Here is a 21,583-nt window from a genome sequence, read left to right on the forward strand (position 1 = left end):
TACGGCTCCTTACATCTGTTCCGGTGCGCTGACCCCGAGCAGGCCGAGGCCGTTGGCGAGCACCTGCCGGGCCGCCTCGCACAACTGGAGCCGGGCGATCGTCAGCGGGGTGGCCTGGTCGTCACCCGGCTGCAGGACTCGGCAGGCGTCGTAGAACTTGTGGTACGCGCTGGCCAGGTCCTCCAGGTACCGGGCGATCCGGTGCGGCTCCCGCAGTTCGGCCGCCGACCGCACCACTCGCGGGTACTCGCCCAGGGTGCGGATCAGGTCGCCCTCGCGTTCGTGGGTGAGAAGCGAGAGGTCGGCGTCGGCCACCGGTCCCCGGTCGATGCCCAGGGAGGCGGCGTTGCGCTGCAGCGACGATAGCCGCGCATGCGCGTACTGCACGTAGAAGACGGGGTTCTCGTTGGAACGCTTGGTGATCAGGTCGAGGTCGATGTCCACTGCGGAGTCCACCGACGACCGGATCAGCGAGTAGCGCGCGGCGTCGACGCCGACGGCGTCGACGAGGTCCTCCAGCCTGACGACGGTGCCCGCGCGCTTGCTCATCCGCACCGGTTTGCCGTCCTTGACCAGGTTGACCATCTGGCCGATGAGGACCTCGACGGCGTCGGGGTCGTCGTCGAAGGCCGCGGCGGCGGCCTTCAGGCGGGGGATGTAGCCGTGGTGGTCGGCACCCAGCATGTAGATGCACAGGTCGAAGCCGCGGTTGCGCTTGTCGCGCAGGTAGGCCACGTCACCGGCGATGTAGGCGGTGGTGCCGTCGCTCTTGATCAGCACCCGGTCCTTGTCGTCGCCGAACTCGGTCGACTTCAGCCACCAGGCGCCGTCGGCGAAGTAGAGGTGGCCGGACTGCTTGAGCTGCTCCACGGACTTCTCGACCGCGCCGGAGGCGTGCAGCGAGTCCTCGTGGAAGTAGACGTCGAAGTCGACGCCGAAGTCGTGCAGGCTCCGCTTGATCTCGTCGAACATCAGGTCGACGCCGACCCGGCGAAACGTCTCGTGCCGCTCGGCCTCCGGCAGCTCCAGCGCACCAGGCTCGGCCTCGAGGACCTGGGAGGCGATCTCACCGATGTAGGCGCCGCCGTAGCCGTCCTCGGGTGCGTCCTCGCCGCGCGCGGCGGCGATCAGCGAGCGGACGAACCGGTCGATCTGCGCGCCTGCGTCGTTGAAGTAGTACTCGCGGGTCACCTCGGCGCCCTGCGCCGAGAGCGTGCGGCCCAGCGCGTCGCCGACGGCGGCCCAGCGGGTGCCGCCCAGGTGGATCGGGCCGGTCGGGTTGGCCGATACGAACTCCAGGTTGACCTTCAGGCCCTGGAACTTCGCACCGCGGCCGTAGGCGTCGGTGGCGCCGAGCACCTCGCGCACGATCTGGGCCTGCGCGTCGGCGGCCAGCCGCAGGTTCAGGAAGCCGGGGCCTGCGACCTCGACGGACTCGATGCCGTCCTGGCCGGTCAGCGCCCCGGCCAGCCAGCCGGCCAGGTCGCGGGGGGCCACGCCGGCCTTCTTGGCCACCTGCATCGCGATGTTGGTCGCGTAGTCGCCGTGCTCCGGGTTGCGGGGTCGCTCGACCGTCACCGCGGCCGGGATCACGGATGTGTCCAGGTCACGGCTGGAGAGCACATCGACGGCGGTGTTGCGGACCAGTTCAGCGAGCGCGGCGGGAGTCACCCCAGGAAGTCTAAGGAAGCGTCGTCGCTGTTCAGCCAACGGGTTGGAGGTGCGGGGACGGGGTTCGGGCCTGCGGTGGGCCGGAGGACCGCGCGAGTGCTGAGCGTCACATCCCGGTTACCGCTCGGTTGCGCTCGGGCATCCGGCCGTGGCACGGCCCGGAGTGCGGTCGGCCTGCGGCCCGGGGGAACGTGAGCTTGTGTCGCGAATAGGACGAAAGGGGGTCCGAACGCGACAAAATCTCTAAACTGGCGGGCGGCCGAGGCGGGCCTGCACGGCCTGGCACTGCTCCGCGAGACGAGGTTCCGGAAGAAGCTATGGCGAACGGGAAGAAGAACAAGGCGGTTCGCAGCGCACGCGGGTCGGTGGTGCAGCAGCGCTCGATCCCATGGGTGCTCATCGCCGGCGTGACAGTGGTGCTCATCATCGCCGGAGTGGTGTTCGGCTACGTCGGCATGCGAGCCGTGGACAAGCAGGCCCTGGCGGTGTTCACGCCCTCACAGCAGAACCCCGATCCATCCAAGGCGATCCCCGGGGTGCAGCTCGCCAACTACCCCGCCCAGCAGCACGTCACCCAGGCGCAGCGGGTGGCCTACGACCAGACCCCGCCGTTCGGCGGCCCCCACGACGGCATCTGGGCCGACTGCACCGGCGTGGTGTACCCGCAGCCGGTGCGCACCGAGAACATGGTCCACTCGCTGGAGCACGGAGCGGTCTGGATCGCCTACGACCCGGCGAAGGTCGACGCGGCAGGCGTCGAGGAGCTCAGCAAGCGGGTCGAGGGCAAGCCGTACACGATGATGTCGCCCTACCCCGGCATCGACAGCCCCATCTCGGTGCAGTCGTGGGGCCACCGGCTCAAGGTCGACAAGGCCGACGACCAGCGGATCGACCAGTTCATCACCGCCCTGCGGCAGAACGGCTTCGGCGTCTACCCCGAGATCGGCGGCTCCTGCCAGGCCTACCCCGGCGCGTTCGACACCCTCAACCCGCCGCCGTTCGACCCCACCCCGGCGCCGCCGGGCTCGGTCCCCATGGACGGCACCGGCTCGCAGCAGGCGCCCGGTGAGATGGGGGCCGGTCAGTGACCGGAGGAGCGACCGGCCCGGAGGACCGGCCCGCGTCAGCGGGCGGCTCCGACGAGCGTCCCGACGCAGGGGCGGAGAGCCGGCTCGGGGGTGGTGGCGCGCGGCGAGCGGGCTCGCCGCTGGCGGCGCGCGTCTTCATCGCGGTGGCGGGCACGGTGGCTCTGCTCCTGCTGGGCGCGGCGGGCGGCATGCTGCTCAAGGCCCCTTCGGACCAGCGGGTGGAGAACAACCCGTCGGCGGTCGACGTCGGCTTCGCCCAGGACATGTCGGTCCACCACCAGCAGGCCGTCACCATGGCCACCCTGGCCAGGGAGCGCGCCTCCGACACGGCGGTGCGCCAGCTCGCCTTCGACATCGAGACGAACCAGCGCGACCAGATCGGCCGCATGCAGGGCTGGCTCAGCCTGTGGGGTCAGCCCGCCCAGTCCACCGGCGCACCGATGCAGTGGATGGAGGAGAACGGCGGCCACGGAGGCGGACACGGCGGCAGCGGGCATGGGGGCAGTGGGCACGGCGCGCCTTCGACGTCGGGCGGCCTCATGCCCGGCATGGCGACCAGTGCGGAGCTGGCACGGCTGCAGGCCCTGCGCGGCCCGGAGTTCGACGTCGAGTTCCTCCGCCTCATGCTGCGCCACCACGAAGGCGGCGCGGCCATGGCCGAATACGGCGCCCAGCGCGCAGCCGTCCCCACCGTCCGGGGGCTGGCGCAGAACATGCTGGGCTCGCAGGGCAACGAGAGCATGCTCATGCGGGACATGCTGAGCGCACGCGGCGCCGCACCTCTGCCCCCTGGCTGACGGCGGGGTGGGGGCTCTGGGGCCTTGCGGGTCGCCTTCCATCGGGGTTTCTGGGGCGCTCGCCGCCCCAGGTCCCCGTCAGGTCTCCGGGACGAGAACCGGGCACCGCCCGTGTGGGAGGTGAGCCGGGGACTCCGCTCGTGGCGGTCGCTCACCAGGTGAGGGCTCGGCAGCGCTTCGCGCACTCGACGGGTTCGACCTGGAGGGTGGCGTGGTCGATGGAGTACCGCTCCGCCAGGAGCCGTTGGGCTGCGATGAGCACGCCGCCGTGGTCGGCGCCGTTGTCCGTCGTCAGGTGGGCCGAGGCGACCTCCATGCCGGAGGTGAGGGTCCAGACGTGCAGGTCGTGGACCTCGGTGACCGACGGGAGCTCGGCGAGCTCGGTGCGCATCTTCTGCACGTCGACGCCTTCCGGTGCCTGCTGGACGAGGATGCGCAGCGCCTGCCGGGCCAGCTTCCAGGTGCGAGGCAGGACGAACAGGCCCACGCCGACGGCGACGATGGGGTCGGCCAGGTACCAGCCGAAGGCGGTGGTCAGCGCACCGCCGACCAGCACGCCGATCGAGCCGAGCGTGTCGGCCAGGACTTCCAGGTAGGCGCCTCGGACGTTGAGGCTCTCGTTCGCGCCCTTTCGCAGCAGGGCGAAGACCACGAGGTTGGCGAGCAGGCCCGCCGCGGCCGTCAGCATCATCGGCACACCCGCGACCTCCGGCGGCTCCCGGAAGCGCCCGATGGCCTCGTAGAGGATGTAGGCGGCCACGCCGAACAGCAGCACGGCGTTGGCCAGAGCCGCGAGCACCTCCACCCGGTACAGCCCGAACGTCCGCCCGCCGCGCGCGGGGAGGCGGGCCGCGGTGATGGCCGCCAGGGCCATCCCGACCCCGAGGACGTCGGTGAGCATGTGCCCGGCGTCGGACAGCAGCGCCAGCGACGAGGTCATGAAGCCGACCACGGCTTCGAGCACGAAGAAGCCCAGCAGAACCGCGAACGACGCCCCGAGGCGCCGCACGTAGCGCCCGGACGCGCTCACCGCGTCGGCGGCACCGCCGTGCCCGTGGCCATGGCCCATCTCAAGCCCTCCTTAACGTCCCGCCACAGATATATAGTCACATGTGCATGAGTGCAACAGAAGGGAGGCTCACCTCACTCGATCATCACACCGGAGCACGTACCCCGCCGCCGTGACACAGGGGTTCCCCACGCGGCAGCACCCGAAAAACGCCAGGTGAGCGATCAGCGAACACCCGACCTGCCCCCTGCGCGTCCACGATCAGGCGATGCGCTAAGCTTTCGGACGTCAACAACGACAAGCCCTCGTAGCTCAGCGGATAGAGCACTGCCCTCCGGAGGCAGGTGTCGCAGGTTCGAGTCCTGCCGAGGGCGCCCACTAAGTTTCACTCCCCTGCCCCACGATCGTTCGTGGGCGCATTCGGGGAACGCATCAAGAGATCCGTCCGATTCGGGACGTCGTTCAGTGGGCGCCAGTCGTACCCGAGCTGGCGCATTCGTGAGTAGCGGCTTAGAGGATTTTTGACCGTAGTAGTCGCTACTGCGCGGCATTGGCAAAACGACGTCGGAAATTGCTTGCCGAGGGCGGTCAGCGGCGGATCACCTCGATGAGCAACTGGCCGACGACGAGGTAGCCGAGCTGACGATGCACCGGCCCCTTGCCGGTGCGGGTGGTGACCTGGGGAATGCGAGACTGAGCCCATGCTCCTGCAGCTCCTCGCGGCGGTCGGCGTGCTCGCCGTGCTGACGATCGTGCCCGGCCCGGACATGGCAGTGGTGACGAAGCGAGCCGTCGCGTCAAGCTGGCAGGACGGCCTGCGGACCGCCGGGGGCATCACCCTCGGGTTGCTCGTGTGGGGCGTGCTCACCGTGGCCGGGCTGGCCGCGGTGCTGGCCGCCTCCGCGACGGCCTACACGGTGGTCAAGCTGGCCGGGGCCGTCTACCTGGTCTTCCTCGGTGTCCAGGCGCTGCTCCACAGCCGGCGCGACCGCTCGGGGGCCCCGGCTCCGGCCGGTGCGCCCCCTGCGGGCAACCCGTGGCGGACCGGCCTGGTCAGCAACCTGTTCAACCCGAAGATCGCCGTCTTCTACACCGGTCTGCTGCCGACGCTCGCGCCGTCCGGGCTCTCCCCGCGCAGCGGGATGGCGCTGCTGGTGCTCATGCACGCGGCGCTGACCTTCGGCTGGCTCGGCGGGTACGTGATGCTGCTGGCCAGGGCCCGCGCGTTCTTCGAGCGGCCCGCCGTGCGCCGGGCCATGGACCGCGTCACCGGAGTCGTGCTGATCGGGTTCGGCGTCAAGGTCGCCACGTCCCAGCACTGACGAGCCCGAGCGGCAGCTTTGAATGGGGTCTCTTGTTCCGTGCCGCACGGCTCGGGGGACGATGGGTCCGTGGAGGACGAGGGAGAGCTTCGGACGAACGTCGGCGGCTGGGTGTGCGCGCACCTGGGCATCGGGGCCGACGACGCCCAGGCGAAGGTCGCACGTGATCGGCTCACCAACGCGCTGGCCGCCTATCGGGCGCGGCTGGTGCCCGAGGCACCGGCTCCGGAGTTCGAGGAGGTCGCTTCCTCCCGGGGCGGGGCCCCGGGAGGAAGCATCGGTCAGCGGGTGTAGCGGTCCGCGACGACCGAGGGGGTTTCCACGGGCGCGCCCGCTGCCATCGACGTGACGAGCCGGACGTACTGGGCGTGGGTCCACGCCAGCGGGGTGGCTGAACGGTTGGGAGTGCCGGGCCTCGGGTCGCCGTCGGCGGCGGGTGCCCGGTTGTCCCAGACCTGCTCCGGCAGCAGCAGCCCCTCGTTCGCCGTCGCCGCCATCGACCGCAGGCGTTCGGCCGCCATGCCGGGCTGACCCGCCATCAGCTCGTACTCGCCGCGTTCACCGGCGAACAGCGGCCAGAGCCTGCCGTAGGTGCGGCCGTGGCCGATGTTCCAGTCCGCGCCGTCCTCGCGCTCCCCGTAGCCGTCGTTGGTGAACCGGTGCCAGTGCTGCCCCGCGGGCGTCTGCTCCCCCAGCACCTCGTCGATGACGCGCAGCGAGTTCACCACCACCGGGTCGTCGGGCCGCTTGACGCCCAGCCGGACCAGTTCCAGGAAGCTCGGGTCGACCTGGGTGCGCTGGTCGACGTCCTCCGGGTAGTTGTCGCCCGGGTTGTAGGTCGTGCCCTGGTTCGGGTTTCCGTCCTTGGTCAGCCGCAGGTAGTAGGGCTGCGGCGAGTGCGGGCCGTTGCTGGTCGCGGTCCACCCGTCGACCTTGGCCGCCCATTCGTCGGCGACGGCCAGGTACCGCTGGGCGCTCTCGTGGTCGCCGGTGCGCTCCAGCAGGTCCGCGGCGCACACCAGACCCGCGATCGTCGAGGCGATCGTGCCCGGCGAGTAGCCGCTGTGGTTCTCCCACCGCTCCTGTTCGGTGTACGGGGCCGGGTGCCCCTCGTGCTCGAACTCGACGAGGAACTTCGCCGCCTTGCGGACGCCGTCCATCGTCGCCTCGTCGGTGCGCCCGAGCTGCCAGGCGAGCACGACCGGGAACGCCGTCTGGTCGAGCTGGACCTTGGTCCAGAACGGCTCTCCGGTGGTCTCGGTGTTCTGCGGCAGGTGCCCGTCGGGCTGCTGCACCGACCACAGGTAGTCCAGCGCCCGCTCGGCCGCCGCCCGGTCGCCCGCCGACAGCAGCGCGGTCGCGTGCTGGTAGAGGTCGCGCGGCCAAACCAGGTGGTAGGGCCCGGACTCCGGGGCCATCTCCGGGTCGTCGCGGAACGCCCACGGCATGCTCGGCGACGCGATGAACGCGCCGGGGTTCTGCTTGTCCTCGCTGGCGGCGAGCATCGCCGTGGAGCTCCAGTACACGGCCTTCTGGTGCTCGTCGGTCAGCGCATCCGGGGGCGTGAGCGAGTCGGCATAGCGGTGCCAGCCCTCGCCGTAGGCGCGGGCGGCGGCCTCGAACCCGGTCTGCTCCGTCTCCTCCGCCGTCGCGACGGCCTCGCGGGCGTGCTTGCCGTAGCCGAGGGTGAGCACCGCGTGGGAGGTGCCCACGCCGTCGACCGGCAGCCGCCCGACCTGGCCGACGTGCCCCGGGCCGGCTTCGGGGTGGTGCGCGGTGAGCCGCTTGTGGCGCGACAGGTCGGTCCAGCCGTCGCTGGCGCCGAGGTAGCCGGAGGAGGTCTCGGTGAAGGCCGGGGCCGCGCGCAGCGCGCTGGCCGCCGAGCGGTCGGACGCGACCAGCGTCGCGCCCTCGGTCCGGCCGCGGTCGTCGGAGCCGTCCTTGTTCAGGGTCGGCTCGTGCAGGACGTAGGTCTGCAAGGGCTTGCCGTCCAGCGACCGCACCTGGAGATCCACCACGACCGACGGGCGCGCCGGGTCGGTGACGTAGGTGGCGGTGGCCTCCCAGCCCTGCCCGGTCGAGACCTGGCGGTACGACGGGGTCTTCGGGTCGGCCGGCTCGGTGCGCGTGGGGACGTCCGACAGGCGCTGGACGAACCCGGCCCCGTCGATCACCACGACCTGGAGCTGACGGGACGCGGGCGTCGACAGGTTCGGGTAGTAGAGATCCGCCGCACCGCCGCGGCCGAGGGTGAACCACACCGGGCTCTGCGCGCTGCGCGAGGTCCCGAAGCCGAGCTTGTCGGCGCCGGCGTAGCCGGGGTCGGTGCCGGGCGCGCCTGGTGCGTCACCCGCCCGCGCGGCCGACGTGGGCAGCGCGGTGCCCGCGACCGCCGCCACCACGCAGATCCCAAGCAGCGGTGTTCGCCATCGTCTGGACAAGACGACCTCCGATCGAATCCACAGTGGACCGCAATCCACGATGCAAGAAGTTGCGATCTCCCAGCGACTGGGATTGCGTTGTCCCGAATCGCGGAGCAGTGAACCAGGACCCCATGGCGGATACAAGGCTTTGCATGATTGAAAAGTTTTTGCAAGCCGGGGCCAGGCCAGGCCGCTAAATGTGAACAACGCTCGGAAGTGCCGCCTGATCACGATTGGTTTGCCCCGGGGCCGGGCAGGGGTAGGCGTGGCCTGAGCGAGCGGAGGGGGTTTCTCATGGCTCATCTGACGGCGGAACCGGTGGAGATGCGGGTGCCCACCGGCACGCTCAACGGCGACCTCGTGGTGCCGCCCGCGGCCGAGGCGGTCGTGCTCTTCGCGCACGGCTCCGGCAGCTCCCGCCACAGCCCGCGCAACCGCGCGGTCGCCGAGGCGCTGCAGAACACCGGCTACGCGACCATGCTGCTCGATCTGCTCACCGCGGAGGAGGCCGACACCGACGACCGCACGCAGGCCCTGCGCTTCGACATCGACCTGCTGACCGACCGCGTGGTCACCGCCGTCGACTGGCTGGAGCAGTGGCAGGCGACCAGGGGCATGCCCGTCGGGCTGTTCGGCGCCAGCACCGGTGCCGCGGCCGCGCTCAAGGGTGCGAGCAGACGGCCGGGTCGGGTCGCGGCGGTCGTGTCGCGGGGCGGGCGGCCCGACCTCAGCGGCGAGGCCCTCTCCTCGGTACAGGCCCCGACGCTGCTGATCGTCGGCGGCGACGACCGCGAGGTGCTGGAGCTCAACCGGCACGCGGCCAAGCTGCTGACCTCGCTGCCGCTCACCGACGTGCAGATCGAGATCGTGCAGCACGCGGGCCACCTGTTCGAGGAGCCGGGCGCGCTCGAGAAGGTCACCGACCTCGCCGCCGGGTGGTTCCGCCGCTACCTCGGGGTCCCGCGCCCCGAGGGGCCGACCGGCACCCACGTCAAACCCCCCGAGCCGGTGCGCAGAGGCGTGAACCGCTGACGCGGCCGCGCCGACGCCGTGGCGGCGCCGGCGCGGCGGATCGAGCGCGGGACCGGGCTCGGACGCCGTTCTTTTGATCCCTGAAGGGGCGTCCGCCACCAGCACCGCGACGCAAGGTCAGCTCAAAGGCAGGGCTCGACGCGCGTAGTGCACCGTCTTGGCCGTGAGCAGGAACAGATCGGCGCGCTTGTCGACGCCCTCCGGATCGGCCGGGTCGAGCAGCCGGTCCAGCGCCTTCAGGTCGTCGGGGTCCAGGACCTCGGCGAGCGCGTGGCGCTGGCGCTCGAGCAGCCGCCGCACCAGCCGCCGGGGCGCGTCGGCCAGCGGCGCCGGGTGGTCGACCAGGAACGTCCTGCTGCGGGCGTCGGTGAGCCCGGCGTCGCGCAGCATGCGGGGCCAGTCCTCGACCACCGGCACCGATCCGGGCAGCTCGGCGCGCATGGTGCTGTACCGGTCCTCCAACGCCGCGTCCAGGCGGGCCTGGAGTCCCGGCTTCCCGAAGCCGAAGTCGCGGGGCAGGTAGCGGGGCGGCAGTCCGCCCTCGACGATGGCGAGCACACCGCCGGGAGCCACCAGCCGGGCGATGCGGTCGAGCGCTCCCTGCTGGTCACCGACGTGGTGCACGGCCTGCGCCGACCAAACCAGGTCCGCGGCGGGAAGGTCGTCCAAGCCCTCCGGGAACTCGGCCACCCGGGTGCGCAACCGGACGCCCAGTTGCTCGGCCCGGGCCTCTGCTCGGGCCAGCAGTTCGGGCGTGCCGTCCACCGCGGTCACCTCGGCCTGCGGGAACAGACCGGCCAGCCGGCAGGCGGCCACCCCGGGCCCGCTGCCGATGTCGAGCACGCGCCGCGGGGTCAGGTGCTCCAGCTCCGCGAACGCCTGCCGCACGTAGGGGCTGTGCACCTCGCCCTCGTCGACCATCATGTCGGCCATCGCGGCCCAGTCGATGTCGTTCATGCCGCCCTCTCCTCCATCAGCTCTTCCTCCATCAGGTCGGCGTTCAGCGCGATCGCCGCCTTCGCCCCGGCGCCGGCCGCGACCACGACCTGCGCCCGGGGATCCACCACGTTCCCGACCGCCCACACGCCGGGCACGCTTGTCAGCCCGTTCCCGTCGACGGGCACCAAGCCGTTGCCGTCGCGCTCGCACCCGATGCCGGTGAGCAGCGCGTCGTTGGGGACCGGTGGGGCCGGGACGAACAGCGCGGACCGCGCGACCACGGTCCCGTCGGCCAGCCGGACGCCCCGGAGCCCGTCGTCCTCGACGACCAGACCGGCGATCGCCGCCCGGACGATCCGGACGCCGCGCGCGGTCAGCCTGGCGCGGTCGCGGTCGTCGACCTCCTCGGCGAAGAGCACGACGTCGTCGGACAACTGCCGCAGCAACAGCGCCTGGTGCACCGACCCCCGCAGCCCGCCCAGGACCCCGAGCGGCTGGTCGCGGACCTCGTAGCCGTGGCAGAACGGGCAGTGCAGCACGTCCCGCCCCCAGCGCTCGCGCAGACCGGGCACTCCGGGCAGCTCGTCGCGAAGTCCGGTCGCGACGACGACGCGCCGCGCCGAGACGACGCGGTCGGCCAGTTCGACCGCGAACACGCCGCCCTGCCGGCGAATCGTGCGCACCACGCCGTCGGCGAACCGGCCGCCGTGGCGTTCGACCTCCGCTCGCCCGGCCGCGAGCAGTTCCGCGGGCGGCGTGCCGTCGCGGGAGACGAACCCGTGCACCTGCCCCGCCGGTGCGTTGCGCGGCTCGCCCGAGTCGACCACCAGCACCCGGCGGCGAACCCTGCACAGGGTGAGCGCGGCGTTCAGACCGCCCGCGCCACCCCCGATGACCACCACATCCTCCATGGTTGGCACCTCCTGGCACCGACCATGCGCCCGGCGCGGGCGGCTTGACAAACCTTGTTGCCATTTCCGCAAATGGAGGGATGGAAGAAGTGCTCGCCGCCGTTGGACCGAGGCTCCGCCACATCCGCCAGCAACGCGGGTGCACCCTGGCGGCGCTGTCGAAGACCACCGGGATCGCGGTCAGCACGCTGTCGCGGCTGGAGTCCGGGCAGCGCAGACCGAGCCTGGAGCTGCTGCTGCCGATCGCGCAGGCCCACCAGGTGCCGCTGGACGAGCTGGTCGGCGCACCGCCGGTCGGCGACCCCCGGGTGCGGCTGAAGCCGATCAAGCGCGGGGACATGACGGTGGTCCCGCTGACCCAGCAGCCCGGCGGCCTGCAGGCGTTCAAGATGATCATGGGAGCAGGCCGCAGCGAACCCGACCCTCGCACGCACGAGGGCTACGAATGGCTCTACGTGCTCAGCGGGAAGCTGCGGCTCGTGCTCGCCGAGCACGACGTCGTGCTCAAGGTCGGGGAGGTCGCGGAGTTCGACACCCGCCTGCCGCACTGGTTCGGCAGCACCGGTGAAGCCCCGGTGGAGATCCTGAGCCTGTTCGGCCCGCAGGGCGAACGCATGCACGTCCGCGCGAAGCCGAAGAACCGGTCAGGGTAGAGCTCCACCGGGGCCGTTCCGTCACACCTACTGGAACACCACAGCCCGGTAGCAGGCGGGGGCGGCGTGCTCGGGAACGACCGCCTCGAGCGTGGCCACACAGGAGCGGAAGTCGAGCTCGCCCTGCTTGCAGCCCTTCTCGACCTCCGCGGTCTGCTCCGGCGTCAGGTTCTTCGCGACACCGGTCACGTACTCCGCGCAGTCCTGCGCGTCGGCGCCGGCAGGCGACGCGCCCGCCACCTGGAACGCCAGCGCTGCCAGGAAAACCGCCGCTGCCGATGCCGCACGAGCGAAACGAGACACCTCGATACCCTTCCGTCGGACCAACGCCCGCCGGTCGGCGGACGTCGACCAGTCAACAGAGGGTGGCCGGTCCCCGCCGCCGCGAACCGCGGCTTTCCCCGTGCGGGGCGGAAAGCTCCACGCATCGGGGTGAAAGCCGGACCTCTCCGCCGGCGCGGGCGGAGAGGTCCGCCGTCAGGCCGGCTTGGGCGAGTCGACGCCCGGGTGCGGCGTCTGCCACCTGCCCCGGGTGAAGTCGGGGAAGTCGACCGGTGCGCTGTTGCGGCGCACCGACTCCACGCTGAGCGCGAAGGGCGCGCTCCAGGTCGCCGAGTCGTAGACGTCGATGTCCGGCGGCAGGCCCAGCCGCATGGTCTGGGCGAGCCGGTAGAGCATGATGTAGTCCATCCCGCCGTGACCGCCGGGCCCCGGGCCGACCTCCTTCCAGAGCCAGTGGTCGTAGTCGGCGAACTCGGCGAAATCGCCCCATTCGTCGTTGGAGTGCTTGGGCTCCAGATAGATCCGCGCGGGGTAGTCCTCGAACACGCCGTTGGTGCCCTGGAGCTGGTTGAGCCTGCTGTAGGGGCGCGGGTTGGACACGTCGTGCACGAGCTGCACGACGCGGCCCGCCTCGGTCTGGATCAGGCTGATCGTGGCGTCGCCCTTGGCGTAGCGCTCGTTCCACGTCGGGTCGCCGGGCGGCATGTGCTGCTCGCGGTACTGGGCGAGCCCTGCCGCGGGCGTGCTCATCGAGGTGATGCGCACCAGGCGGTCGCCGCGGTTGATGTCCATGTACGCCGCCACCGGGCCCAGCCCGTGCGTCGGGTACAGGTCGCCGTCGAGCCCGGTGTGCCAGGCGCGCCGCCACTGGCCCGCGTAGTAGGTCTTGGAGAACAGCAGCTCGCGCAGGTCGTGCAGGTAGGCGCCGGCGCCGAAGAGGACCTGGCCGAAGAGCCCTTCGTGCACCATGCGCAGCACGCGCATCTCGCTCTGGCCGTAGCTGCAGTTCTCGAGCTGGATGCAGTGCCTGCGGGTCTTCTCCGAGGTGTCGACCAGCTCCCACAGCTCGTCGACGGTGGTGCCTGCCGGGCACTCGACGCCGACGTGCTTGCCGTTTCGCATCGCGCTCAGCGCCATCGGGGTGTGCCATTCCCAGGGGGTCGCGACGTAGGCGAAGTCGACGTCGTCGCGCCTGAGCAGGTTCTCGAAGTCGTCCTCGCCCGCGGAGTACTTCGCCGGTTCCGGACGTCCCGCGTCGGTGACGGCCTTGGCGGCCCGGTTCACCGCGTCGGCGTCGACGTCGCAGACCGCGGTGATCGCGACGCCGGGCACCGCGAGGAACAGCGGCAGCATCGACGAGCCCCGGTTGCCGACGCCGATGATCCCGACGCGGACGGTCTCGTGCGCCTCGAACGCAACGCCCATCATGGACTCGCCCTTGGCGGGGCGGACGGGCTGAGCGGCGCCGTATCCGGTGCTCAACCCGGCCACTCCCAGGCCGGCACCGGCCGCCGCGCTGGTCCGCAGCAGGGTCCGCCGCGAGAAGGGGTTGCTGCGCGATTCGTCGCCTGCCATGAACCCTCCTGGTCATTCTTGTTCATAAACAGTGAATTTCGAACAGGATTGCACTTCGCGGTTCGTGCACGGTACCGCTCGCGCGACCGGTTGCGGCTGGGCCGTTCGGTGCAATCCGGCCGCCATGGCCCCAACGGCGACCGCAAGCGCGGATGACACGCTGTAGTACTTTGCGAACCCGGCTGCTCGCCTACGCCGCTTGCCCGAAAGGAACCGCGTGAACCGGCACGAACGTCTCAGCAAGCTGCTCGACATCGTCGGCCAGCGCGAGCGCATCGACGTCGAGGACATGGCCGCGGAGCTGGACGTCTCGGCCGCCACCATCCGCCGCGACCTCGACCACCTCGCCGAGCAGCAGCTGCTGGCCAGGACCCGCGGCGGGGCGGTGGCCACCAGCGTCGCCTACGACCTCCCGCTGCGGCACAAGGCCGCGCGCCACGCACCGGAGAAGCAGCGCATCAGCAACGCCGCGGCGCGGATGGTGCAGCCGGGCATGGTGATCGGCCTCAACGGCGGCACGACGACGACCGAGGTGGCGCGCTGCCTGGCCACCCGCGCGGACCTGGGCGAACAGGGCGACCCGGGGCTGACCGTGGTGACCAACGCGCTCAACATCGCCAACGAGCTGGTGGTCCGCCCGCACATCAAGATCGTGGTCACCGGCGGTGTCGCGCGCCAGCAGTCCTTCGAGCTGACCGGGCCGCTGGCTACCCGCATCCTGGAGGAGATCACGATCGACCTGCTGTTCCTGGGTGTCGACGCGATCGACCCGGCGATGGGTGCCTACGCCCACCACGAGGGCGAGGCCAGCATCAACCGGCTGATGGCCTCGCGCGCCGCGCGGGTGGTGGTGGTCGCCGACAGCTCCAAGCTTGGCAGGCGCGCCTTCGCGCAGATCTGCGCGAGCGGTTCCGTCGACGCGCTGATCACCAACGACGACGCCCCGAAGGACGTGTTGCGGGCGTTCGAGGCCGAGGGAACGACCGTCCAGGCGGTCTGACGCCGCGGCTCCTCCAGGGACCTCCCAATGCAGGGAGGTCCCTTTTTCGTGCCCGCCACGCTGCGCGCACAGTTGCTCGAATGGAGCCTTGACCGATCACTTTCACGCACATACCGTCACGGCTGTTTTCACCCCCCACTCCCTCCCAAGGAGCGTCAGATGACGCAGTCGTTCGCGCGGACCGAGATCTCCAGCCAGCCCGGGCTCTGGCGCCAGGCCGCCGGACTCGCGGGCTCGCTGCAGGACCTCCTGCCCGCCGACGGCGCGCGACTGGCCGTGGTCGGGTGCGGCACCTCGTGGTTCATGGGGCAGTCCTACGCGGCGCTGCGGGAGAACGGCGGTCGTGGGCGCACCGACGCGTTCACCCCGTCGGAGATGCCGCTCTCCCGCTCCTACGACCACGTTCTCGCGATCACCCGCTCGGGCACCACGACCGAAGTGCTCAGGCTCCTTGACGATCTCCGCGGCAGAATTCCGACCACCGTCATCACCGCCACTCCGGACCCGGTCGCCGGACGGGCGGACACCGTCGTCGACCTGTCCAGCGCCGATGAACGATCGGTCGTGCAGACCCGCTTCGCGACGACGGCGCTCGCCCTGCTGCGCGCCCACCTCGGCGAGAACCTCGGCAAGGCCGTCGCGGACGCCGAAGCGGTGCTCGCCGAACCGCTGCCGCGGCACCTGCTGGAGGCGGAGCAGTTCACCTTCCTCGGCACCGGCTGGACGGTCGGCCTCGCGCACGAGGCGGCGCTGAAGTTCCGCGAGGCCGCGCGGTTCTGGACGGAGTCCTACCCGGCGCTGGAGTACCGGCACGGCCCGATCAGCATCGCCGAACCCGGCCGAGTCACCTGGATGTTCGGCACCGCACCGCACGGTCTGGCCGACGACGTCGCGGCGACCGGCGGCATCTTCGCCGAGCACGCGGTGGACCCGATGGCCGACCTGGTCCGCGCGCAGCGCGTCGCGGTCGAGCTGGCCGAGCGGCGGGGGCTCGACCCCGATCACCCGCGTTCCCTGACGCGCTCCGTGCTGCTCGAAGAGCACGCCTGAGGGCGGGGGTGCGGAGGTGATCCTGACCGTGACGCCCAACCCCGCCTGGGACGTGACCTACCACGTGGGTTCCGTCCTCCCCGGCGGCACGCACCGCGTGCGCGCGGTCGCGGAGCGGGCGGGCGGCAAGGGCGTCAACGTCGCGCGGATCCTGCACCGCCTGGGCCACGACGTGCTGGTTTCCGCCCCGGTCGGCGGTGTCCACGGCGAGCTCATCCGCGACGACCTGAGCGCGTCCGGCCTCGGGCATGCGATCACCCCGATCCGCGGGGAGTCCCGGCGGACCGTCACCGCCGTCGCGACCGACGACGGCGAGGCGACCCTGTTCAACGAACCGGGACCGGAAATCAGCACCGGCGAGTGGGCGACGTTCGCCGCGGACGTCGTCGACCACGGCAGAAGGGCCTCCGCCGTGGTCTTCTCCGGCAGCCTGCCGCCCAACATCGACCCACAGTCCTACACAGCCCTGCTCGAACGGGTCCATGCACCGTCCATCGTGGACACCTCCGGGCCTGCCCTGGAAGCGGCGTTGGCGGCCCGCCCGGACATCGTGAAACCCAACGCCGGAGAACTGGCCGAGCTGACCGGATTCCGCGACCCGCTGGCGGGCGCGGTGGCCCTGGTCGAGCGCGGGGCCCGCGCGGTGGTCGCGTCACTCGGACCCGACGGCCTCCTGGCCGTCACCGGCAAGACCGCCTACCGGGCCGTGCCGGGCGAACGCATGCGTGGAAACCCCACCGGCGCGGGGGACTCCGTCGTCGCCGCACTCGCCGCGGGACTGGCCCTGCACGAGCCGTGGCCGCACCGGCTGCGGGAAGCCGTCGCACTCTCCGCCGCGACCGTGGCAGCTCCGGTCGCAGGGGAATTCGACCCGGACAGCTACAAGCGCCAGCTCGCGGCCGTCCACCTGGAGGAGATCCATGCCCCTCGCAGCCACGGGTGACATCGTCGCGCCCGCCTACGCCGAAGGCGGCTGCGCGCCCGCGTTCAACGTGATCCAGACCGAGCACATCACCGCCGTCGTCGATGCCGCGCAGGCCCGTCGAAGGCCGGTGATCCTCCAGCTCAGCCACAACGCGGTGCGCTACCACGGGGCGTTGGCGCCGGTCGGCTCGGCGATGCTGGCCGCGGCACGCCTGGCCGACGTGCCGGTGGCGGTGCACCTCGACCACGCCGAGTCGCCGGAGCTCGTGCGCGAGGCGGTCGATCTCGGCTTCTCCTCGGTGATGTACGACGCGTCCACGATGGACTACGCCGACAACGTCGCGGCCACCGCCGACGTCGTGAAGCGCTGTCACGAAGCGGGCGTCTGGGTGGAGGCCGAGCTGGGCGAGGTCGGCGGCAAGGACGGGGTGCACGCCCCCGGGGCGCGGACCGACCCGGAGGAGGCCGCGCGGTTCGTCGCCGCCACCGGCATCGACGCGCTGGCCGTCGCCGTCGGCAGCTCGCACGCGATGCTCACCCGGACCGCCGAGCTGGACCTCGAGCTGATCGGACGGCTGCGGTCGGCGGTGGACGTGCCGCTGGTCCTGCACGGGTCGTCCGGCGTGCCCGACGACGGCCTGGCGGCGGCGGTCCGGGCCGGACTCACCAAGGTCAACATCGCAACGCAGCTCAACAGGACCTTCACCGCCGAGGTGCGCCGCCACCTCGGCGACCAGCCCGCCCTCGTCGATCCCCGCAAGTACCTCGGTGCCGCCCGCTCGGCGGTCGCCGAGGAGACCGCGCGCCTGCTCGACGTCCTCGACGGACGCAGGAACCCCACCTGACCGCAAACCGAAGGAGGGTGTCATGGCTGGGACAGCTCCCGCACTGGGCACCACATCCCCGATGGGCCGCAAGATCGCGATCGCGGCCGCGACCATCGGCATCATCTACGGCTACGACATCGGCAACGTCTCAGGCGCGCTGCTGTTCATCACCGAGGAGATGCGGCTGTCCCCCGCCATGCAGGGCAGCGTCACCACGGTGCTGGTGGCGGGCAACATCGTCGGCGCGCTGATCGCGGGCAAGCTGGCCACCGCCATCGGACGCAAGCCCACGATGCTCCTCGTCGTCGCCGGCTACGCGGTGTTCGCCGCGTGGTCGGGCCTGACCTCGGACATCCTGTGGCTGGACGTGTCCCGGTTCTTCCTCGGCATCAGCATCGGGCTGTCGCTGGTCGTGGCGCCCGTCTTCCTGGCGGAGTCGGCGCCTGCCGCGATCCGCGGCAGCCTCGTCGTCGGCTACCAGGTGGCGACCGTGACCGGAATCCTGCTGGCCTACCTGGTGGACTGGAGCCTGGCCGGGTCGGGCAACTGGCGGCTGATGCTGGCGCTGTCGGCGGTCCCGTCGGTGCTGGTGGTCTTCCTGCTCGTGCGCCTGCCCGACACCGCCCGCTGGTACGTGCTCAAGGGGCGCCACGAGGAGGCCCGCGCGACGCTGCGGCTGGTCGACCCCGGTGCCGACGCCGACCGCGAGATCGCCGAGATCGAGGCCGAGATCAGCACCCAGACCGGCGGACGGCTCAGGGAGATGTTCCGCGCCCCGTACTCGAGCGCCACGATGTTCGTGCTCACCCTCGGGTTCCTGGTGCAGATCACCGGCATCAACGCGATCACCTACTACAGCCCGACGATCTTCAAGCAGATGGGTTTCGAGGGCAACGCCACCATCATCGGCCTCCCCGCGATCGTGCAGGCGGCGGCGCTGGTGGCCACGATCGGCTCCCTGTTCATCGTGGACCGCTTCGGACGCAGGCCCATCCTCCTCGGCGGCATCGCGTCGATGATGCTCTCCAGCCTCGTGATGATCCTGGTGTTCGCCACCGGCTCACTCGGCTCGGGCGGATCGCTCTGGGGATTCCTGGCCATCCTGGTCTTCACGGCGGGCTTCAACTTCGGCTTCGGCTCCCTGGTGTGGGTCTACGCGTCGGAGAGCTTCCCCGCGCGACTGCGCACCCTCGGGGCCTCGCTGATGCTGACCACCGACCTCATCGCGAACCTGATCGTCGCCCAGTTCTTCCTCCCCCTCATGGACGGCCTCGGCGGCGCCACCACCTTCGTCATCTTCCTGGTGCTGGCCGCCATCTCGTTCGCCTTCGTGCTCCGCTTCGCTCCGGAGACCAAGGGCCGCACCCTGGAAAGCATCCGCACCTACTGGGAGAACGGCGCCCGGTGGCCAGAACCCACCCAACCCGATCGGACTTCCTGAACTTGCGCACCCCGCTCCCGAAGTGAGCCGCAAGGCCAGCGTGAGCGGCCCCCACCCACCACCCCACCCGTGAAGGTGATCCCCACGCGCCGCCGCGCTATTGGAAATGAATGTCATTGTATGGTTGGTGCCTGCATCCCGCCCCTCCTCGACTCCGGAAGGACCTCATGCAGCACCACCTGGAACACCGCCTCGGTGACTACGTCCTGCGCGCCGCACGTCCCGAGGACGTGACCGGCGCGCGCAAGGTCATGCTCGACACCTTCTACCTGGAGTTCGGACACGGCTACCACTCCGAGTGGCACGCCGACGTGGTCGACATCGAGGGCGCTTACCTCGGCCACCCGCGGCACGCGCTGTTCGTCGCGGTCCTCGACGGACAGGTCACCGCCACCACCGCGATCCGCTCCCACGGACCGAAGTGCCCGCCGCATCCCCGGTGGCTCGCCGACCGCTACCCGGCGGGCGAGACCGCCCAGCTGTTCCGCGTCTACGTCGACCGGGCGCACCGGCGGCACGGGCTCGCGCGGGCGCTGGTGGCGATGGCCTGCGACTTCGTCGCCGACACCGCCGGCTACTCAGCGATCTACCTGCACACCAACCCCGCCGTGGAGGGCGCCGAGCCGTTCTGGCGCAGCGTCGCCAAGGAGGTCTACGACGGGCGCGAGGATCCGCGGTACAGCCCCAGCGTCCACTTCGAAATCCCGCTGCCCCGCTGACCTTCCGGTCCCAGCCCGCCGGTACACGGTCGACCGCCGGGTCCGCCGCTCCACGGGCCGCACGGCGCGTCCACCCAAGCCGCCCGACCCGCGGCTCGCCCGCCGCTTCTACCCTCGCGTCCGCCCCGCGGCCGCAGCGTCTTCGCCCGCACCCGCCGTTGCCGCCACCAGGGCGCGCGTCGCGGCGTGCTCCGGTGAGGTGAGCACCGCCGCCGTCGCGCCCTGCTCGACGATCCGCCCCTGGTCGATCACCGCCACGCGGCCTGCCAGGTTCGCGACCACACCGAAGTCGTGCGTGATCAGCAGCAGGGCGCAGCCCGCGCCCTGCTGCAGTTCGGCCAGCAGCTCCACGATCCCGGCCTGGGTCGCGGTGTCCAGGCCCGAAGTGATCTCGTCGCAGATCAGCAGGGCCGGACCGCTCAGCAGGGCCCGCACCAGCGCCGCGCGCTGCAACTCGCCTCCGGACAGCGCCGCGGGCCTGCGCCGGACAGTGCTTTCCGCAAGGCCGACGCGCGCGAGCATCTCCAGGGCTTCCGCCTGCGCGTTCCCCCGCTCCACTCCTCGAAGCAGCTCCGCCGTGCGGGCCACCTGGTCGAGCACCGGCACGAACTCGTTGAACGACGCACGCGCGTCCTGGAAGACGTACTGGATGCGTGCGAGTTGTTCGCGCGTGCGCTTGCGCAGTCGTGACGGCAGGTCCACGCCGTCGAGCCGGATGTACCCCGACCGCCTCTGATGCAGGCCGGCGATGCAACGCGCGAGCGTCGTCTTCCCGCTGCCGGAACGGCCGACGAGTGCGACGCGCTCGCCCTGCCCGATCTCCAGCGAGACGTTCTCCAACGTGGTCGTGCGCCGATGCCCGGCGTCGAGCCCGCGGACTTCGACCAGGGCCCGGCTCGCCTCTCCTGCGCCGTCGTCGTGCGCGCTGGGCTCCGTGCTGAGCTGGGATTCGACGAGTCGTTGCGTGTACTCGTGTTCCGGTGCCCCCAGGACCTGGCCCGTGCGCCCGGACTCGACGATGCGGCCGTCGCGCATCACCAGCACCTGGTCGGCCAGCGAGCGGACGACGTCCAGGTCGTGGGTGAGCAGCAGCACCGCGATGCCTTGAGCGGTCAGGATTCGCAGTTCCTCGACGACCTGCGCGCGGGCGAGGGCGTCCTGCCCGGTGGTCGGCTCGTCCGCGACGACCACCCGGGGCCGGCAGACGAGAGCCTGCGCCAGCACCACGCGTTGCTGCTGGCCCCCGGAAAGCTGGTGCGGGTAGCGGCGGAGGAACTGCTGTTCCGTGGGCAACTGCGCACGCCGCAACGCGTCGAGCACCCGCTCGCGCGCCGAGCGGCGACGCTCGGACCTCGTCCCGGCGCCGAGGTGGCGCAGCGCCATCTCCTCCAGCACCGGACCGATGCGGCGCACCGGGTTCAACGCCGACGACGGCTGCTGCGGGATGTACCCGACGACCGGCCGCCGTCCCGGACCGCCGCTGCGACCACCGGAAACCCCGTTGTCCCCGCTACGACGGCCGGAAACCTCACCGTCTCCGCTGCGACCGCCGTCATCGCCGATGCCGCCGCCAGGACCGCCGTTTCCACCGCCGTCCCCGCCAGGACCGCCGTCGTCGCCCGCCACCGACACGACGCCGCCGACGGCCGCGCCGGGCGGGTGTTCGCCGAGGAGCGCGAGGCCGGTCGTCGTCTTGCCGCTTCCCGACTCGCCGACCAGCGCCGCGACCTCGCCCGCCCGCAGGGTGAAGGACACGCCGTCGACGAGACGCTCGTCGCCCAGCGACACCGTCAGGTCGTCGACCTCGACCACCACGGCCCGCGCCCCGGCGGCCGCAGTCGGTCCGCCCCGTCCGGCGCTTGCTCCGCCGCTTCCACCGCGTACGCCGCGATCACCGCCGCCGCGTCCGCCGCCACCGCC

General features: G+C 71.5%; 20 protein-coding genes and 1 tRNA gene. 13 read left to right on the plus strand and 8 right to left on the minus strand.

Going from position 1 to position 21,583, the window contains the following annotated elements:
- Positions 1-9: 9 nt before the first annotated feature.
- On the minus strand, positions 10-1,671 hold the full coding sequence (argS, locus tag HUO13_RS31560; protein WP_211898568.1) for an arginine--tRNA ligase: 1,662 nt from the start codon (positions 1,669-1,671) through the stop codon (positions 10-12).
- Positions 1,672-1,988: 317 nt separating this feature from the next.
- On the opposite strand from argS, the gene HUO13_RS31565 reads away from it, so the two are divergent.
- Both HUO13_RS31565 and HUO13_RS31570 read left to right on the plus strand, forming a co-directional pair.
- Complete coding sequence (locus tag HUO13_RS31565) at positions 1,989-2,759, plus strand: DUF3105 domain-containing protein (protein WP_211898569.1); 771 nt, start codon at positions 1,989-1,991, stop codon at positions 2,757-2,759.
- Entirely contained in the window at positions 2,756-3,556 is an 801-nt protein-coding gene (locus HUO13_RS31570; protein ID WP_211898570.1) for a DUF305 domain-containing protein, read from the plus strand. The genes HUO13_RS31565 and HUO13_RS31570 overlap by 4 nt, the downstream gene beginning before the upstream one ends.
- Positions 3,557-3,707: 151 nt before the next feature.
- Here HUO13_RS31570 and HUO13_RS31575 read toward each other — a convergent pair whose 3' ends face one another.
- Entirely contained in the window at positions 3,708-4,625 is a 918-nt protein-coding gene (locus HUO13_RS31575) for a cation diffusion facilitator family transporter (protein WP_211898571.1), read from the minus strand.
- A 241-nt stretch (positions 4,626-4,866) separates the two neighbouring features.
- On the opposite strand from HUO13_RS31575, the gene HUO13_RS31580 reads away from it, so the two are divergent.
- From HUO13_RS31580 to HUO13_RS31590, 3 genes are all read left to right on the plus strand, one after another.
- A tRNA-Arg gene (locus HUO13_RS31580) sits at positions 4,867-4,939 on the plus strand.
- A gap of 327 nt (positions 4,940-5,266) precedes the next feature.
- Positions 5,267-5,887, plus strand: coding sequence for a LysE family translocator (locus HUO13_RS31585; RefSeq protein WP_211898572.1), 621 nt, complete (start codon positions 5,267-5,269; stop codon positions 5,885-5,887).
- Between the two features lie 69 nt (positions 5,888-5,956).
- Entirely contained in the window at positions 5,957-6,181 is a 225-nt protein-coding gene (locus HUO13_RS31590; RefSeq protein ID WP_211898573.1) for a hypothetical protein, read from the plus strand.
- On the opposite strand, the gene HUO13_RS31595 is transcribed toward HUO13_RS31590, so the two are convergent.
- Positions 6,169-8,328 carry a glycoside hydrolase family 15 protein gene (locus HUO13_RS31595; protein WP_249124216.1) on the minus strand — a complete coding sequence of 720 codons (2,160 nt, stop codon included), beginning with the start codon at positions 8,326-8,328 and terminating at the stop codon, positions 6,169-6,171. The genes HUO13_RS31590 and HUO13_RS31595 overlap by 13 nt on opposite strands.
- Positions 8,329-8,604: 276 nt before the next feature.
- Between HUO13_RS31595 and HUO13_RS31600 the strand changes: the two genes are divergently transcribed.
- Positions 8,605-9,342, plus strand: a complete 738-nt coding sequence (locus tag HUO13_RS31600; protein WP_211898574.1) for a dienelactone hydrolase family protein — start codon at positions 8,605-8,607, stop codon at positions 9,340-9,342.
- A 117-nt stretch (positions 9,343-9,459) separates the two neighbouring features.
- Here HUO13_RS31600 and HUO13_RS31605 read toward each other — a convergent pair whose 3' ends face one another.
- Positions 9,460-10,299, minus strand: a complete 840-nt coding sequence (locus tag HUO13_RS31605) for a class I SAM-dependent methyltransferase (protein ID WP_211898575.1) — start codon at positions 10,297-10,299, stop codon at positions 9,460-9,462.
- Complete coding sequence (locus tag HUO13_RS31610) at positions 10,296-11,192, minus strand: NAD(P)/FAD-dependent oxidoreductase (RefSeq protein WP_211898576.1); 897 nt, start codon at positions 11,190-11,192, stop codon at positions 10,296-10,298. The genes HUO13_RS31605 and HUO13_RS31610 overlap by 4 nt, the downstream gene beginning before the upstream one ends.
- An 80-nt stretch (positions 11,193-11,272) precedes the next feature.
- On the opposite strand from HUO13_RS31610, the gene HUO13_RS31615 reads away from it, so the two are divergent.
- Positions 11,273-11,845, plus strand: a complete 573-nt coding sequence (locus HUO13_RS31615) for a helix-turn-helix domain-containing protein (RefSeq protein ID WP_211898577.1) — start codon at positions 11,273-11,275, stop codon at positions 11,843-11,845.
- 27 nt (positions 11,846-11,872) lie between these two features.
- On the opposite strand, the gene HUO13_RS31620 is transcribed toward HUO13_RS31615, so the two are convergent.
- Complete coding sequence (locus tag HUO13_RS31620) at positions 11,873-12,148, minus strand: hypothetical protein (protein WP_211898578.1); 276 nt, start codon at positions 12,146-12,148, stop codon at positions 11,873-11,875.
- Positions 12,149-12,322: 174 nt separating this feature from the next.
- Positions 12,323-13,702, minus strand: coding sequence for a Gfo/Idh/MocA family protein (locus HUO13_RS31625; protein WP_211898579.1), 1,380 nt, complete (start codon positions 13,700-13,702; stop codon positions 12,323-12,325).
- A 217-nt stretch (positions 13,703-13,919) separates the two neighbouring features.
- On the opposite strand from HUO13_RS31625, the gene HUO13_RS31630 reads away from it, so the two are divergent.
- The 6 genes from HUO13_RS31630 to HUO13_RS31655 all read left to right on the plus strand — a co-directional run bounded on the left by HUO13_RS31630 (position 13,920) and on the right by HUO13_RS31655 (position 19,663).
- Positions 13,920-14,702, plus strand: coding sequence for a DeoR/GlpR family DNA-binding transcription regulator (locus tag HUO13_RS31630; RefSeq protein WP_211898580.1), 783 nt, complete (start codon positions 13,920-13,922; stop codon positions 14,700-14,702).
- Positions 14,703-14,861: 159 nt separating this feature from the next.
- Positions 14,862-15,752 carry an SIS domain-containing protein gene (locus HUO13_RS31635; RefSeq protein WP_211898581.1) on the plus strand — a complete coding sequence of 297 codons (891 nt, stop codon included), beginning with the start codon at positions 14,862-14,864 and terminating at the stop codon, positions 15,750-15,752.
- Between the two features lie 16 nt (positions 15,753-15,768).
- Positions 15,769-16,695, plus strand: coding sequence for a 1-phosphofructokinase family hexose kinase (locus tag HUO13_RS31640; protein WP_211898582.1), 927 nt, complete (start codon positions 15,769-15,771; stop codon positions 16,693-16,695).
- On the plus strand, positions 16,673-17,521 hold the full coding sequence (locus HUO13_RS31645; RefSeq protein WP_211898583.1) for a class II fructose-bisphosphate aldolase: 849 nt from the start codon (positions 16,673-16,675) through the stop codon (positions 17,519-17,521). The genes HUO13_RS31640 and HUO13_RS31645 overlap by 23 nt, the downstream gene beginning before the upstream one ends.
- 22 nt (positions 17,522-17,543) lie before the next feature.
- The gene (locus tag HUO13_RS31650; protein ID WP_211898584.1) at positions 17,544-18,944 is read left to right on the plus strand and encodes a sugar porter family MFS transporter; all 1,401 of its coding nucleotides are present in this window, start codon (positions 17,544-17,546) and stop codon (positions 18,942-18,944) included.
- 167 nt (positions 18,945-19,111) lie between these two features.
- Complete coding sequence (locus tag HUO13_RS31655) at positions 19,112-19,663, plus strand: GNAT family N-acetyltransferase (RefSeq protein WP_211898585.1); 552 nt, start codon at positions 19,112-19,114, stop codon at positions 19,661-19,663.
- Between the two features lie 108 nt (positions 19,664-19,771).
- Here HUO13_RS31655 and HUO13_RS31660 read toward each other — a convergent pair whose 3' ends face one another.
- Positions 19,772-21,478 (minus strand): ABC transporter ATP-binding protein, encoded by a 1,707-nt coding sequence (locus HUO13_RS31660; protein WP_211898586.1) that lies wholly within the window; start codon positions 21,476-21,478, stop codon positions 19,772-19,774.
- Positions 21,479-21,583: the final 105 nt, after the last annotated feature.

The organism is Saccharopolyspora erythraea (assembly GCF_018141105.1).
Lineage (GTDB): Bacteria > Actinomycetota > Actinomycetes > Mycobacteriales > Pseudonocardiaceae > Saccharopolyspora_D > Saccharopolyspora_D erythraea_A.